At 64.6% G+C, this 15202-nt stretch carries 13 protein-coding genes; 6 read left to right on the plus strand and 7 right to left on the minus strand.

Going from position 1 to position 15202, the window contains the following annotated elements:
- Positions 1–6: 6 nt before the first annotated feature.
- Both PE058_RS14485 and PE058_RS14490 read right to left on the minus strand, forming a co-directional pair.
- Complete coding sequence (locus PE058_RS14485; RefSeq protein WP_020086215.1) at positions 7–615, minus strand: pyridoxamine 5'-phosphate oxidase family protein; 609 nt, start codon at positions 613–615, stop codon at positions 7–9.
- Positions 616–651: 36 nt separating this feature from the next.
- Positions 652–1245 carry a glutathione S-transferase family protein gene (locus PE058_RS14490; protein WP_271028720.1) on the minus strand — a complete coding sequence of 198 codons (594 nt, stop codon included), beginning with the start codon at positions 1243–1245 and terminating at the stop codon, positions 652–654.
- Positions 1246–1358: 113 nt separating this feature from the next.
- Here PE058_RS14490 and PE058_RS14495 point away from each other — a divergent pair, with 113 nt between their 5' ends.
- The gene (locus PE058_RS14495; RefSeq protein WP_271028721.1) at positions 1359–2276 is read left to right on the plus strand and encodes a LysR family transcriptional regulator; all 918 of its coding nucleotides are present in this window, start codon (positions 1359–1361) and stop codon (positions 2274–2276) included.
- Between the two features lie 31 nt (positions 2277–2307).
- Here the strand turns inward: PE058_RS14495 and PE058_RS14500 are convergent, their stop codons facing one another.
- Positions 2308–2979: a YiiX/YebB-like N1pC/P60 family cysteine hydrolase gene (locus PE058_RS14500; RefSeq protein WP_020086212.1), complete on the minus strand. Its 672-nt coding sequence runs from the start codon at positions 2977–2979 to the stop codon at positions 2308–2310.
- Between the two features lie 265 nt (positions 2980–3244).
- Between PE058_RS14500 and PE058_RS14505 the strand changes: the two genes are divergently transcribed.
- Positions 3245–4759, plus strand: a complete 1515-nt coding sequence (locus PE058_RS14505; RefSeq protein ID WP_271028722.1) for a glycerol-3-phosphate dehydrogenase — start codon at positions 3245–3247, stop codon at positions 4757–4759.
- 13 nt (positions 4760–4772) lie between these two features.
- Here the strand turns inward: PE058_RS14505 and PE058_RS14510 are convergent, their stop codons facing one another.
- Entirely contained in the window at positions 4773–6986 is a 2214-nt protein-coding gene (locus tag PE058_RS14510; RefSeq protein WP_271028723.1) for an alpha,alpha-trehalose-phosphate synthase (UDP-forming), read from the minus strand.
- A 196-nt stretch (positions 6987–7182) separates the two neighbouring features.
- Here PE058_RS14510 and PE058_RS14515 point away from each other — a divergent pair, with 196 nt between their 5' ends.
- On the plus strand, positions 7183–7617 hold the full coding sequence (locus PE058_RS14515; protein WP_156827394.1) for a hypothetical protein: 435 nt from the start codon (positions 7183–7185) through the stop codon (positions 7615–7617).
- A gap of 68 nt (positions 7618–7685) precedes the next feature.
- On the opposite strand, the gene PE058_RS14520 is transcribed toward PE058_RS14515, so the two are convergent.
- A complete protein-coding gene (locus tag PE058_RS14520) occupies positions 7686–9041 on the minus strand; it encodes an APC family permease (RefSeq protein WP_271028724.1) in 1356 nt (451 codons plus the stop codon).
- 256 nt (positions 9042–9297) lie between these two features.
- Here PE058_RS14520 and ku point away from each other — a divergent pair, with 256 nt between their 5' ends.
- Together ku and ligD (PE058_RS14530) are read left to right on the plus strand one after the other, a co-directional pair.
- A complete protein-coding gene (ku, locus tag PE058_RS14525; RefSeq protein WP_020086207.1) occupies positions 9298–10128 on the plus strand; it encodes a non-homologous end joining protein Ku in 831 nt (276 codons plus the stop codon).
- A gap of 25 nt (positions 10129–10153) precedes the next feature.
- A complete protein-coding gene (gene ligD, locus PE058_RS14530) occupies positions 10154–11737 on the plus strand; it encodes a non-homologous end-joining DNA ligase (RefSeq protein WP_271028725.1) in 1584 nt (527 codons plus the stop codon).
- Positions 11738–11743: 6 nt separating this feature from the next.
- On the opposite strand, the gene PE058_RS14535 is transcribed toward ligD (PE058_RS14530), so the two are convergent.
- Positions 11744–12022 carry a hypothetical protein gene (locus PE058_RS14535; protein ID WP_020086205.1) on the minus strand — a complete coding sequence of 93 codons (279 nt, stop codon included), beginning with the start codon at positions 12020–12022 and terminating at the stop codon, positions 11744–11746.
- A gap of 77 nt (positions 12023–12099) precedes the next feature.
- Between PE058_RS14535 and ligD (PE058_RS14540) the strand changes: the two genes are divergently transcribed.
- A complete protein-coding gene (ligD, locus tag PE058_RS14540; protein WP_271028726.1) occupies positions 12100–13125 on the plus strand; it encodes a non-homologous end-joining DNA ligase in 1026 nt (341 codons plus the stop codon).
- A 39-nt stretch (positions 13126–13164) separates the two neighbouring features.
- On the opposite strand, the gene PE058_RS14545 is transcribed toward ligD (PE058_RS14540), so the two are convergent.
- Positions 13165–14931 (minus strand): ABC transporter ATP-binding protein, encoded by a 1767-nt coding sequence (locus tag PE058_RS14545; RefSeq protein WP_271028727.1) that lies wholly within the window; start codon positions 14929–14931, stop codon positions 13165–13167.
- Positions 14932–15202 lie beyond the last annotated feature (271 nt).

The raw sequence follows: 15202 nt of genomic DNA on the forward strand, positions 1-15202 counted from the left end.
GCGCCGTCAGGACGCAGCCGCGCTGAGGCGCTCGTTCTCCGCCTCTAATTCCGCAATGCGCGCTTCGAGAGCGCTCACGTGCTCCTCGACATCCTCGGCCGCCAACAGGCGGGGGATGTGCTGCTTGCAATTGCGATCCCAGGCCTCGACCCGAAACAGAATGCACCGCTCGGGCGGCGCGCTGGTGATACGGCTCACCTGCCGCAGCAGCGCATCGTCATTCTCGACGACGCGTGCCGTACCCCACAACTTGATGCGGAGGCGGCTTGCATAGTCCATCAGGAAGATGAACGCCTGCGGGTTCTCGGCAAGGTTGCCGATGGTGATGTACTGCCTGTTGCCGCGATAGTCGGCAAAGCCAAGCGTCTTCTCATCCAGCACGCAGAGAAAGCCGGGCAGCCCTCCGCGATGCTGGATGTAGGGCTGGCCGGAAGCGCTCGCCGTTCCGAGGTAGAACGAGCGTACCGTTCCGATGAAGGCCGCGAGATCGGGTGTGATCCGGTCCGGCCAGCCATGCCCCTCCTCGACGCGGCGATACTGCTCGCGCGAGCCGAGCCGCTCCTGCTCGGCCTTGACGGCCGGGCTGAACGCAAAGTCTGACGGAAGACGGGTCATGGAGAAACCTCGCGGCGCTTCGAGCCGGCGCAGCGTTCACGCCGGAAACGGAACAAAACCCGGGATGGATTTGATGCGATCGAGCCAGGCGGAAACGGCCGGATAGGGCTCGAGCGAAATGCCGCCTTCGTAGCTCATGGCCACATAAGGCGCGCAGGCGATGTCCGCGATGGTGGGGCGCCCCAGCGCGAGCCACTGCGTCTTGGAGAGATGCGTATTCATCAGGCCCAGGATACGCGCCGCCTTCTCCCGCGCGGCCGCGACGTCGAGCTTGTAGCCAAACTTGTCATGCAGGCGTGCATCGTTGGGGCCGCGCGCGATCTCGTTCTCGGCCACCATCAGCCATTCGACGACCTCGGCCATCTTGGCCGGCTCGCTCGGCAGCCAGCTTTCGCCGCCCCACTTGCGCGCGAGGTAGACCAGGATCGCCTGGCTGTCGCGCAGCACCACGTCGCCATCGACGAAAATCGGGATCTCGCCGAAGGGGTTCATGTCAATCAGGGGGCTTTTCTTGTGCGCGCCCGCCATGAAATCCACGGGCACGATGTCGAGCGGCACGCCGAGAACGGCACACATCAGACGCACCTTGTAGCAATTGCCCGAAGGCTCGAGGTCGTAAAGTTTCGGCACGGGGGCGGCTCCTCTCCAGATCGCGTTGCATTGGCTCTATGGAAGCATGTCTGGACAGCTCTGCGACAGACGGTAAAATCGGAAATCATCCTACCGTTTTTCAGGATAATGATTTGGACCGCCTTCACGCCATGCGGGTCTTCATAACGGTCGCCGAAACCGGGAGCCTATCTGCGGCGGCGCGCCACCTCGGCTTGCCGCTGACGACGGTGAGCCGGCAACTGGCGAGCCTCGAAGCGCATGTGGGCGCAAACCTGATCGCGCGGACGACGCGGCGCCTTTCCGTGACGGAGGAAGGCCGCACGTACCTCGAAATCTGCCGCCGCGTGCTCGACGAGCTCGATGGAGCGGAACGCCGTCTCGCGCGGCGCGACGACACGCTGGATGGCGAGATCGTCGTGACGGCACCGGTGGTGTTCGGACGCCTCTACGTGCTGCCGCTCATTACGCGCTTCCTCGTGCTTCATCCGGGCCTCAATGCGCGGCTTCACCTCGCAGACCGGGTTGTCGATCTCACAGAGGAAGGCCTCGACGTCGCGCTCAGGATCGGGGCGTTGCCGGCCTCATCGCTGATGGCCACGAAAGTCGGCGCGCTGCGTCTCCTCACCTGCGCGTCGCCCGCCTATATCCGAAAGCACGGCGAGCCGAAGACGCCCGACGGCCTCGTCAATCACGATTGCATCGTGTTCTCCGGCCTTCCTCGGGAGGGACGCTGGAGTTTCAGGAGCGCAGCCCATGGGCGGTATGCCGTCCGCATCCGGGCGCGGCTTGCGGTGAATACGGCGGAGGCGGCCGTCGACGCGGCCGTCGCGGGGCTCGGCCTTACGCGCATTCTCTCCTATCAGGCGGAGGCGTCGCTTGCCCGCAAACGTCTCAAGACCGTGCTCGCGGCTTTCGACGATACGGAAGTGCCGGTGCATCTGGTGCGCCGGCCCGTGCGCATGCCCAAGCCGCAGGTGCGCCAGTTCGTCGAGTTCGCGGCGCGCGAGCTTCGCGGCCGGCTCGGTACAGCGGGTAACCCGCGAGGCTGAGCGTTCGGATCTCGAAAGGGCGGGCTGGGGCTTACTCGGCGTTGGCCCCGAAGCTGGTGTAGATCATTTCCATGCGCGGATCGCGGGCGATGCTCGCCGGCGTCACCAGCGTCTGCTCCATGATGAGGCCATAGCACGCCTTGAAGCTTCCGGCGGATTTGGCCTTGCAGAGGGGGTGGGCTTTCCAGCGCTGCTTGATGAGGCCTTGTGCAGCGGCGGTGTCGATCTTGAGGTCGCGGACCTTTTGCTGCTCGCCGACCGAGATCTTCGGCCCTTCCTTGAAGGCGAGGTGAATGAGCTCGCTGCAATAAATCTGATCGTGGGATTCGTAGAAGAAATGATCGTAGGGGCGGCCGAGATAGTAGCGGGCGCGCTGTGTCGCCTGCTTGGCGGCCTTTTCATCCAAGCCCTTGAGGCGCTTCACTGTTACGCGCTTGTCCCTACCGTTCGCAATCCACTGATCGAGGGGAACGACGCGCACCGGCCCCACCGCCTCGATCACGTGGGGCTTGCCCGCCTTGTCGAGCTCGACGATGCCGACGTGGGTATATTGCGTACCGGACGCGAGCATGATGGCGTCGCTGGCGCTGGTTTCCGTCTTCTGGAACACGATGTCGCCGGTCTTGAGCGGCGGCAGATCGGAGGCGTGCGCGGGCGCGGCGAGCAAGGCAAGGGCGAGGAGCGCCGCAAGTTTTTCAATCATGTGTCTCATCATGGGCTGAAGATCTGGTGCTGGAAGACGGCGGCATCGTGGCAAGTTGCGCCGATTGGCGGCCCTTCGCGCGAGGTTCTTGTGCGTCGCGTATCCCGCCGTTCGCGCTATTCTGGGTGCGGCGACTCATACCATGGAGTCCGGCCCTTTGGGACCAAGCCATTGGGCGGCCGGGCCCTGTGCCGAACCGATCCTTTTTTGTCCGCATTCGTAGTAGGGTTCGGCGCAGATACGGGATTCAGGGAGCACCTTTCGGATGCTTGACGGCGTCTATGATCTAGCGATCGTCGGAGGCGGCATCAACGGTGCAGGCGTCGCGGCTGATGCGTCGGGACGTGGCCTCAAGGTCGTTCTGTTCGAAAAGGCGGATCTGGCGAGCGGGACCTCCTCGGCCAGCTCGAAGCTCATCCATGGCGGCTTGCGTTATCTCGAGCACTGGGAGTTCCGCCTGGTGCGGGAGGCGCTGGCGGAGCGGGAGGTGCTGCTCGAACGGGCGCCCCATCTGATACGGCCGTTGCGTTTCGTCATCCCGGATGCGCCTGGCATGCGCCCGCGCGTCCTCATGCGCCTCGGGCTGTTTCTCTACGACCACCTCGCGAAACGGCGCCGGATCCCGGGCTCCGGCTCGGTCGACCTCACGCGCGATCCGATGGGGCGCCCCTTGAAGCCCGAGTTCCGGGCGGGCTTTTCCTACTACGATTGCTGGGTGGACGATGCGCGTCTCGTCGTACTCGCGGCTCTCGATGCGGCCGAGCGCGGCGCCACCATCCTGACGCGCACGCCCGTCACGCACCTCGCGCGGCGCGGCGGCCTGTGGGAGGTGACGGCCCAGACGGCATCCGGGATGCGCACCATCGCCGCGAGGGCGCTCGTCAATGCGGCCGGGCCCTGGTGCAGCGAGGTCGCGCGGCTCGCGAGCCCTGCCGGACAGGCACCGGCTCTGCGGCTGGTGCGCGGCTCGCACATCGTGGTGCCGCGTCTTTCCGGCGCGGACGACGCCTACCTGTTGCAGAACACGGATGGGCGCGTCGTCTTTGCGCTGCCGTTCGAGCAGAGCTTTACGCTCATCGGCACGACAGAGGTGACAGCCCCTTCGCCTGAGGACGGCGCGAAACCCAGTGCAGAGGAGGAGGCGTACCTGCTCGCTGCCGCGGGACGGTTCTTCTCGCGCGCCCTCACGCGCGAGGACATCGCGTGGCGTTTCGCCGGCGTGCGCCCTCTGGTGGAGGATGGGGCCGCGAACGCGTCCGCTGTTTCGCGGGATTATCGCTTCGATCTCATTCACGGCGACGGGGAAGCTCCGCTCCTCAATGTCGTCGGCGGCAAGATCACGACGTATCGCTGTCTCGCGGAAGCGGCGATGGAACGCCTCGCGCCGTTCTTTCCCGGCCTTCCGCCGCCCTGGACCGCGACGCAGCCCCTGCCCGGCGGGAATTTCAGTGCGAACGGCTTTTCAGCCTATCGCCAAAGTCTCGAACGCCGCCATCCCGGCCTTGCACCGGCCACGCTCTCGCGCCTCGCTTCGCTCTACGGAACACGCGCCGAACTCGTGCTCGGCGGCGCGTTGCATGAGAACGATCTCGGCGCCGCCCTCGGCGGCGGCCTTACCGAACGGGAGGTTATCTACCTGCGCGATCACGAATGGGCGCGAACGGCCGAGGATGTGCTCTGGCGTCGCACGAAGGCGGGGCTTCACATGGCGGATGCGGACCGGGCTCGCGCAGAAGCCGCGATCGCGAGCCTGTTCGCGACGGCACCGTCCGAGGCGTAACCGCCCTCTCGCCCTAACCGGCACGGTCCGTATCGAGCGCGGCGATCTCCAGGATGCGCTGCTTCTTGCGGAGGCGGCTCGCATCGAGCAGCATCTGCCCGGCCCAGCGGTAGACGTTGCGGGTGCTGACGTAGGCCCTCATGAGCCTCATGCGCTCGTGCTGCTCCGTCTCCGGCATGACGAGCGCGCTATGGAGCACCTCTCCCGTCGCGTGGGCATCGTAGGGATTGATGATGAGCGCTTCGGCCAACTCGCGCGAGGCGCCCGCGAAGTGCGATAGCATCAGAACGCCACGCTCGTCGTCGCGCGCTGCGATGAACTCCTTGGCGACGAGGTTCATGCCGTCGTGCAGGCTCGAGACGATGCAAACGTCGGCTGCGCGGAACAGCTCGAACACCTCACTCGGCTCATGATGGCGGATGATCAGCCTGATGGGTTGCGGCGACACATCGGCATACTTCGCATTGACCTCCTCGGCGAGCGCCATCGCCTCGTCCTGCAGCCCCTTGTAAGTCTGCAGCTTGCTGCGGGTGGGCGCGGCCGCCTGCACCAGAACGAAGCGCCCACGCCATTCGGGGTGCGTTTCGAGAAGCGTATCCACGGCGCGAATGCGATCGAGCACGCCCTTCGTATAGTCGAAACGCTCGATGCCGACCGCGATCTTCGTCTCGGGCGGCAGATCGAGCCGCTTGCGCACTGCGTCCCGGCAGTCCTGGATGCTCTTCTGGTTCGCAAGCGCAGCCGGGGGCCAGTCGATGGAGATGGGATAGGGACGTATGAAGGTCTCGTGCCCCTTGAGCGTCACCGACTCCTGCTCGCGATCGATGCGGCTCTCGACGAAGCGATCCACCGTCTCCAGGAAGTTGTTGCAGTGGAATTGCGTGTGGAAGCCAATGATCGAGCTTCCCAGCAGGCCGTGGATGATCTCCTCCTTCCACGGGAAGATGCCGAAGGTCTCCGCGTTCGGCCAGGGTATGTGCCAGAAGGTGATGATGGTGGCGTCGGGGATGCGCTCGCGTACCATCTGCGGCAACAGGGCGAAGTGATAGTCCTGGATCAGAACGATGGGCGAGGATGTCTTGGCTTCGGCGGCAACCGCATCGGCGAAGCGCTCGTTCACGGCGCGGTAGGTCCGCCAATCGGATTCGCGAAAGACGGGTCGCGTGAAGGCGATGTGGCAAAGGGGCCAAAGCCCCTCGTTGGCGAGACCGTAGTAGTAGCCGTCCTGCTCCTCCTCCGAAATCCAGATTCGGCGCAGCGTGTACTCGGGGCTTCTCGGCGGTACGCCGATGCAGTCGTTGGCGTCGACCGTCTCGCGGTCGGCCGTTCCGCTTCCGTGGGCGATCCATGTGCCGCCGCATGCGCGCATGACCGGCTCCACAGCCGACACGAGTCCGCTCGCCGGGGTCTGCAGCTCGATGCCACCGGGGCCATGATTGTGGATGTAGGGCTCGCGATTGGCTACGACGAGCACTTCCACGCCCGGTAGCTCGGCCAGCATGATGTCGCGCAGGGTTTCCTTGCTCCAGTTCGCCTGGTCGCGATCAATGGCGGACTGGCTCATCTCGAGCTGGCGAAGGACTTGGCGCACCTCCTTATCCAAGGGGCCGTAGCTGGCAGCTGCATTCCTCACGCCTGGCGATGTCGCGCTCGTCACCGCCTGCTTGAACGTGCGCAGCCAGTTGCGGATCAGGTAGAGCACGAGGCCGATGGCCAACGCCCCGCTTGCGAGGATGATGCCGCCCAGCATGAGCGTGAGATAGTTGCGCGCTTCCTGCCCGCGATGCTCCGCGAAGCTGAGGTCGTGCACGATGATGAAGTGTCCCTCTATCTCGCGCGAGGGATCTGTCCGCGAAACGATGGGGTAGGCGCCGATGAGCATACGCCGCCCGTTGACGATGACGGAGGAGAAGCTCTCGGTATCCGATCGCGCGATCTTCTCGCAGGAAATGGATGAGGGCATCAGTTTCGTGGCGTGTGCGGGCTCCTTCCCGTCTCTACAGACAGCGACGGCAACGATGCGGGAGTCCGTCGCGACGCGCTCGAACAGCTCGTTGATATGATCGGTCTGCCCGTTCTCAAGCATTGCGGACAGCGGGCCGCTCACAGAATTGAATACGAGAGTTGCGCGCAACTCGACATCTCGGCGCGACCAGTCATCGACGAGGGAGGTGACGAGCGGACCCAGGAGCGTCAGCGCGAAGAGCGCGACGGCGCACGCGATCATGCCGTAGCGCGCCGCGAGCTTCGCGGAATGACCCGTAGCAGATTTCAGAAACGGCCGGCGTAGCCATGGGCGCGATAGAAAATTGGCTTGAAGCGATATCTCGCTAACCTCCTCTTGCCTCCGGCCAGAGCAAAAGGGCCGGATTTACGATCAAAGCGCGCACCTCAACGCGCGCGCATGCTGCGCGCTGTGTCCCATGAGGTCAACCCTCGGCGGGCTACGCAGCCAACCGAGCTTGACATGGCGTCTCAAATCTAAATCCCCACAAACCGGCAAAAAATCAGGGCTGCCTGTTCGCAGCCCTGAGGAGTTCGAAAACGCTTCTTGTTTTCTTATTCTCTTAGTCTCAACGCTGCTGGTCGCGGCGCTGATCCTGAGCCTGACGCTGGTCGCCGCTCCGGTCATCCTGATCGCCCGGCTGCGGGTCGCGGCTGCGCTGCTGATCCTGCCCGGGCTTCGCGGGGTTGCCGGGATTGTTGCGCTGGTTCTGGCGCTCTTTGTCGCGATCCTGCTGTGCTTGCTGCTGATCGCGCTGAGACTGCCCGCCCTGCTGGCCGGGATTCCGATTCTCGTTAGACATTGGGACGCCTCCACTCTGGAGATGGATTTTTCAGGGATGGTGTCCGTTTGAAACGCGCGTGGCGGCCATAGGGTTCCGGCGCGACCATGCTCATGCCCGGCGTTCAGCAGCTCTCGCGTTCAATTGCGAGGTGCGCTCGTGCCTGCATCATCGCCACGATGATCCGCAGGATGCTGCCTCGTCGCGCGGTTGATGAACACCGTGACAAGCCAGAGCGCAACGCCGATGAGCAGAAGAGCGCCCGCAATTTTATATTGAACCGGATCGCGGCCCGTCCACGGTCCGGCGAGGAACATGCAGCTCACCGCGCCAGCCATCGGTATGACCGTCGGTGTTCGAAAGTGATCGTGCTCGACGGCGTCCTTTCGCAAAACGAGCACGGCGACGTTGACGATGGCGAAGACACAGATGAGCAGAAGCGCTGTCGTGCCGCCAAGCGCCGGCACCTCGCCCACGAACGTGATCAGTGCAATCGCGATCGCCGTCGTAAACGCGATGGCGACGTAAGGCGTGCGCCTCCTCGGATGAACCTTCCCGAGGATCGGCGGCAGGACATGCTCGCGGCTCATGCCGTAGACGAGACGGCTAGCCATCAGCATATTGATCAGCGCGCTGTTGGCGACCGCGAACATGGTGATGAAGCCGAACAGCTCGATTGGAAAATTCGGCGCACCCGCCTCGACCACCTTGAGAAGCGGCGTTTCCCCCTCGCCGAGCTCGGCAGGCGGCACGAGCGTGATGGCGGATATGGACACGAGCAGATAGATCACGCCGGTGATCGCGATGCCGAGCAGAAGCACCTTGGGGAAGGTGCGGACAGGATCCTTGGTCTCCTCCGCCATGTTCACGCTGTCCTCGAAGCCCACCATGGCGAAGAAAGCGAGCGTGGTCGCGGCCACGGCAGACCACAGCATGCTTCCGCTGTCCTCCGTCTTGAACTCCAGCACGCGGGAGACGTCGCCTTGTCCGGCACCGATGGCCCAGAACCCGATGACGATGATGATGAGGAGGCCACTGAGTTCGACGCAGGTCAGCAGCACATTGAGCTTCACGCTTTCGCCGACGCCCCGCAGGTTCACGATAGCGACGGCGGCCATGAACAGAAGCGCCACGACGGTGATGCCGATCCCGCCCGCAAGCCCCAGCCCGAATGCGTCGGAGAAGTTGGCGGCGAAGGCGCGCGATGCGGTGGACGCCGAGGTGATGCCGGACGACATCACGGCGAAGGCGACCAGGAAGGTCACGAAATGAATGCCAAACGCTTTATGCGTGTAGAGGGCGGCTCCGGCGGCGCGCGGGTATTTCGTCACGAGCTCCAGATAGCTGAACGCCGTGAGAAGCGCGACGACGAAGGCGAGCAGGAACGGGAGCCAGACGGCGCCGCCGACCAGGTTCGCGACCTTTCCCGTCAGCGCGTAGATGCCTGTTCCCAGAATGTCGCCGACGATGAAGAGCAGCAGGAGCCAGGGTCCCATCACCCTGTGTAGGCTCGTTTCACCTGGGGGCGGGCCTGAGGACGGGGATGCAGCCTCCGCCGGCTTGCCTGCCTCAGTCATACTGATCCCCCTTAACCATTTCCCGCCTGCTGAAGACCGTCGCAAGGGTCTGGATCGAGGTCAACAGCCGAAGCAGCGCGTAAGAAACCTTTCACCGCCTCTTGCGTTCGGCGCAAAGTGGAACGAAGCTTCTCCGTGCGCATTGTTTGTGCATAGAGCGTGAGAGTGTTGCGTCATGCCCAAGTCTGCACGTGCCTATTGGAAGGGATTCCTCAGGCTCTCCCTGGTCACCATTGGCGTTGAAATCTACAACGCGGTGGAATCGAAAGCCGACATCACGTTCCGCCAGATCCACAAGCCCTCCGGCAGGCGCGTGAGCTATGAAAAGACGGTCGCCGGCGTCGGCAAGATCCAAAGCTCCGACATCGTGAAGGGCTACGAGGTAGACAAGGACACCTACGTCACCCTCGATCCCGAGGAGATCGACGCAGTCAAGCTCGAGAGCAAGAAAACGATCGACCTCGTTCAGTTCGTCGACGCCAAGGACATCGACTACCGCTACTTCGAGCGTCCCTATTTCATCACGCCGACGGATTCTCTTTCGGGCGAGGGGTACGTCGTGATCCGCGACGCATTGCGGAAGACTGGCAAGGTAGGCCTCGCGCAGATCACCATCTCGGGGCGCGAGTGGCTTGTCGCCATCGCTCCCTTGGACGATGGGCTGGTGATGGAAATGCTCCGCTACGAGGAGGAGCTGCGTAAGCCCGTCGATTTCTTCGACGAGGTTCCGACCGCGAAGCCGGACAAGGAAATGGTGGATCTCGCCGTGCAGCTCATCGGAAAGAAGACCGCCGCCTTCCGCCCCGAGAAGTTCGAAGACCACTACGCCACGGCGCTCAAGGCCCTCATTCAGGACAAGCTCAAAGGGCGCAAGATTGTGGCGCACGAGGAGGACCGACCCAAGGGCGGCAACATCGTCGACCTCATGGAAGCACTCAAGAAGAGCGTTGCTTCACCCTCCGGGGGCAAGCCCAAGACGCCGCGTGCAACCAAAAAACGCGCTTGAGATGTGACGGGGCGCGAGGTCTTCGATGGCGAAGGGAAAGAAGCAACTCTCACAGTATCGCGCGAAACGTGACTTTACGAAAACCGAGGAACCCCAGGGTCAGCAGACGATCCGCGCGGCAGACTACCCGCGCTTCGTAATCCAGAAGCACGACGCGACGCGGCTGCACTACGATCTGCGGCTCGAGGTCGACGGGGTTTTCAAATCGTGGGCCGTCACGCGCGGTCCCTCGCTCGACCCGGCGGACAAGCGGCTCGCCGTCGAGGTGGAAGACCATCCGCTCGACTATGGCGATTTCGAAGGCACAATTCCGGAAGGCGAATATGGGGGCGGCACCGTGATGGTGTGGGACCGCGGCTTCTGGATGCCCGAGGGCGACAAGCCCGCGAGAGAAGCCCTGCGAAACGGGGAGCTCAAATTCCTGCTGGCCGGCACGAAGCTCAAGGGAAGCTGGGTGCTGGTGCGCATGAAGCGGGACAGGTCTGGCGGGAGCCGGACGAACTGGCTTCTCATCAAGCATCGTGACGCCTATGCCCGCCCAGGGGACAAGGACGCGCTGCTGAAGAAGGACCGGTCCGTCGCTTCCGGGCGAAGCATGAGCGCGATCGCCTCGGGACGCGGAAACGACCCGAGCACGTTCATGCTGGATACGCCCAGCGCACACGGATCCGACGCGGTGTGGCATTCCTCCGCAGCGGGCGGAAATACCGTGCTCGGCGTCGCGATTTCGAGCCCTGACAAAGCGCTGTGGCCTGCGCACGACGGAGAAGCGGCTCTCACGAAGATGGATCTCGCGCGCTATCTCGAGGCTGTGGGGGAGCGGATGCTCGCCCATATCGCGGGACGCCCCTGCTCCGTCGTGCGCGGGCCCGACGGCATCGAGGGCGAGACGTTCTTCCAGCGCCACGCCATGCGCGGCACCTCCGATCTCGTCACGATGGTGCGCGTCAGCGGGGACCGCCAGCCCTACATTCAGATCGATAGCATGGAGGGACTGATCGCGATGGCGCAGGTCGCCGCGCTCGAATTCCATCCGTGGAACTCGATGCCGAACGAGCCTGCGATTCCGGGACGGCTGGTGTTCGATCTCGATCCGGCGCCGGATCTCGCCTTCGACGACGTCGTCGCCGCCGCCAACGAGTTGCGCAGGCGGCTCGAAGCGCTCGGCCTCGTGCCCTTCTGCAAGACGACGGGAGGCAAGGGTTTGCATGTGGTGACGCCGCTCAAAGCCGGGCGCGGGAACGACCTCGGCTGGAAGGAAGCCAAGATGTTCGCGGAGGCGGTGTGCCAGGAGATGGCTCACGACAGCCCAGGCCTCTACCTGACCACCATGACCAAGAAGCTTCGCCGGGGCCGCATCTTCCTCGACTATCTCCGCAACGACCGGATGGCGACCGCCGTGGCACCGCTCTCGCCGCGGGCACGGCCGGGCGCTCCGGTCTCCATGCCGCTCACCTGGGCGCAGGTGCGCAAGGGGCTCGACCCCATGCGCTTCACGATGCGCACCGTGCCGGCACTGCTCGCGACCACGAAAGCCTGGGCTGACTACGACAGCGCAGGCCAGCCGCTCAAGCAGGCGATCCGGCGGCTGGTCGCGGCTGCGCGCTGAGAGGCATCAACGGCCGCGCCACAGCCAGATCGTGAGCGCGGCTCCGATTATGGCGGTCACATAGAGAAGAACCGACGGAAGAAGACCAAGGATCACGCCGATATGAAAGCCCATGAAGGATCCGGCGATGCCGACGAGACTGTAGGTGACGTCGCCTGCGCCGGTCGCGTCCGCCACCTGACGGCCAAGCCAGCTCCGGCCACGCCGATTGAAGAGCAGTCCGACGACGATGCCGATGAGGATCAGCAGTATGAACGTCATGATGGCGGTGGTGATGATCGGCATTGGGCTCTCCTCGTTGGCGCAGAACGCGCCGTGCGTGCGGCGCTGACCGGCCGCTCGTACAGGGCGAATGCAGAGCGATGAGCAAGAGTTCCGTACAAACGCCGGAAAGGAAAGGCGCGCGCAGGGGAAAGACGACGCGTACCCGGGGCGGCGATGCCCTCCCCGCTTTCGTCGCCCCGTGTCTCGCAACCCTCACGGACGCACCGCCCGCCGGTGAGTTGTGGCTGCACGAGATCAAGCTCGACGGATACCGCCTGCAGGCACGCATCACGGGCGGAAAAACCCAACTGCTCACACGCAGCGGCCTCGATTGGACGGCGCGCTTCTCCTCCCTCGCAAAGTCCCTTTCCGAGCTTCCTGTCCAATCCGCTCTCGTCGAGGGCGAAGCCGTCGTTCTGACGGAGAAGGGCGTCTCGAGCTTTTCCGCGCTGGTTCAGGCGCTCGAGCAGGGCCGGTCCGGCGATATGACGTTCGTCGCTTTCGACCTGCTCTATCTCGACGGCGTCGATATGCGCCGCGCGCCTCTCATCGAGCGGAAGGATCTCCTCAAGGCGGTGATCGAGCGGGCAGCCGATCCGGAACGGCTGCGCTTCAGCGCCCATATTTCCGGCAGCGGGGTGGCCGTCCTCAAAAACGCGTGCAAGCTCGGGCTGGAAGGTATCGTCTCGAAGCGCGCGGATCTTCCGTACCGCTCGGGACGGAATGGAGACTGGCTCAAGTCCAAGTGCATCCAGACGGACGAGTTCGTGATCGGCGGCTACGTGGTGTCGAGCGTCGATGCAACGGCGATCGGCGCGCTCGTGCTCGGTACGTTCGAGGCCGGGCGCTTCGTCTATGCGGGCCGTGTCGGCACGGGTTTCTCGCACGAGACCGCGCGCGCACTCTGGAGAAAGCTGCAGCCACTCAAGCGCAAGACGTCTGCGTTCGGGGACTCGCTTACGGCGGCGCAACGGCGCGGCGTCGTCTGGGCAGGGCCAAAGCTCGTGGCGCAGATCGATTATCGCGCCTGGACCCGCGACGGCTTGCTGCGTCACGCGTCCTTCAAAGGACTGCGCGAGGACAAACCGGCCGCCGAGGTGGCAAGGCCGGCCGTCAAACATTGAGCGCGTCCCCTCCCTGCGTTGCAGGGAGGGGAGCCCGCTCTACTCCGCGGCGCCGCGGATGTCTCCCAACTGACGCTCGAACAGATGACGATAGCGTCCGTCGGGGCGGCGCATCAGCTCGGCATGTGTGCCGTCCTCGGCGATGCGGCCGCGATCGAACACGAGGATCCGATCGAGGCTTCTCACCGTCGAGAGGCGGTGCGCGATCACGATCGCCGTTCGTCCCCGCAGCAGGCGCTCGACCGCCGCCTGGATGAGCTGCTCCGATTCCGAGTCGAGGCTCGATGTGGCCTCGTCCAGGATCAGGATCGGTGCATCCGCCAGGAACGCGCGCGCAAGCGCGATGCGCTGGCGCTCGCCGCCCGAGAGCTTCACGCCGCGCTCACCCACGAGCGTCTGATAGCCCTTCGGCAGGCGGGCGATGAACTCATGCGCATTGGCGAGGCGTGCCGCACGCTCGATCTCCGCCTGCGAGGCGCCCGGCCGGCCGTAGCCGATGTTCTCGGCGAGCGTCCGGTGGAACAGGATCGGCTCCTGCGGAACGATGGCGATCTGCGAGCGCAGCGACTGCTGCGTCACGCGCTTCACATCCTGGCCGTCGATCAGGATCTGCCCGCCCGTGACGTCGTAAAGGCGCTGGATCAGCTTGACGAACGTCGTCTTGCCCGAACCAGAGTGCCCCACGAGGCCAACGCGCTGGCCGCCTCGGATCGTGACCGAGAGGTCGCGATAGAGCGGCGTCTCGTGCGCGCCGTAGTGGAACGCCACGTTGTCGAAGCGCACCTCGCCCGCCGTGATCCGCATGGGAACGGCACCCTTCCGATCCTCGATTCCGATCGGCGCGTCATGAAGCTCGACCAGCTCCTCCATCTCGTTCACCGAGCGCTGGAGATTGTGCACGTGCATGCCCACGTCGCGCAGATAGCCGTGCACGACGAAGTACGTCGTGAGCATGTACGTCACGTCGCCGGGCGTCGCCTTGTCGTTCCACCACAGCCACAGACCAACGCCAGCCAGCGTCGAGCGAATGGTGAGGAGTACGACGTGCTGGCTCGTGCCGGCCAGCGTGTGGCGCGACCAGGTGCGCGCGCTGCGCTTGCGCCATCTGCCGACGACGTTGATCAGCCGCGCGTCCTCGCGGTGCTCAGCGCCATAGGCCTTCACGACGGCATTGCATCCGAGCGCATCGGCCAGCGTGCCACCGATGCGCGTATCCCACGCGTTCGAGAGCTTGGCGGCGGGCGCGATGTAGTACATCGCGAGCGACACCGTCATCGCAACGTAGGCCACTGCGCCCAGCGCCACGACGAGACCCATCAGCGGCCACTGCACCGCGAGCAGGATCGTGGTGCTCGCGAGCACGAATGCCGACGGCAACAACGCCAGCAGCAGCGTGTCGTTCAACTGGTCGACGGCCCACATGCCGCGCGTGACCTTGCGCATCACCGAGCCCGAGAAGCTGTTGGCGTGCCAATCGGTGGAGAAGCGCTGCACGCGCGCGAACGTCTCCTCTGCAATGTCCGACATCATGCCGAGCGACAGCGGGATGACGCGCATCCATCCAAAGTGACGGAGGGCGACCATTCCGGCGCCGAGCGCGACCATGACGGCGAACGCTTCGAGGGCGCGAGACAGCGCGACGTCGCGCGTCTCGCCGGCCAGCAGAAGCGCATCGACCAGCCGGCCCGAGAACAAGGGTATCAATACGTCGGCGAACGTTGCGAGCAGGATCGCGCCCGCGATCTGAGCCAACAGGAGCCTGCGTCGCCGCCAATGGCGCGCGGTGTAGGCGAACACGGCTTTCATGGCCGCTCGCCCGCTATTGCGGTGCTGCGTTGTCATTTCCATTCCGGCGCAGGACCGCGCCGTCTCCATGCATTATCGACCGCGACGACTGCCTTTTTGCGCGAGGAAAAACGCGCGCAGATCGGGCGTCAGTGGCCAGAACCAGATTTTGGGAATTGCCTCGAACGATCGAGGAAGCCGCACATGCGGCCAGCGGATTGCCGACTCAAACGTGCCGGACGATCCAAACCGGGCGAAGAAGCGAGCGTGTGGTTGTCATGCAGCCCTCCCC

This window comes from Hyphomicrobium sp. DMF-1 (assembly GCF_027886585.1).
Classification (GTDB): domain Bacteria; phylum Pseudomonadota; class Alphaproteobacteria; order Rhizobiales; family Hyphomicrobiaceae; genus Hyphomicrobium_C; species Hyphomicrobium_C zavarzinii.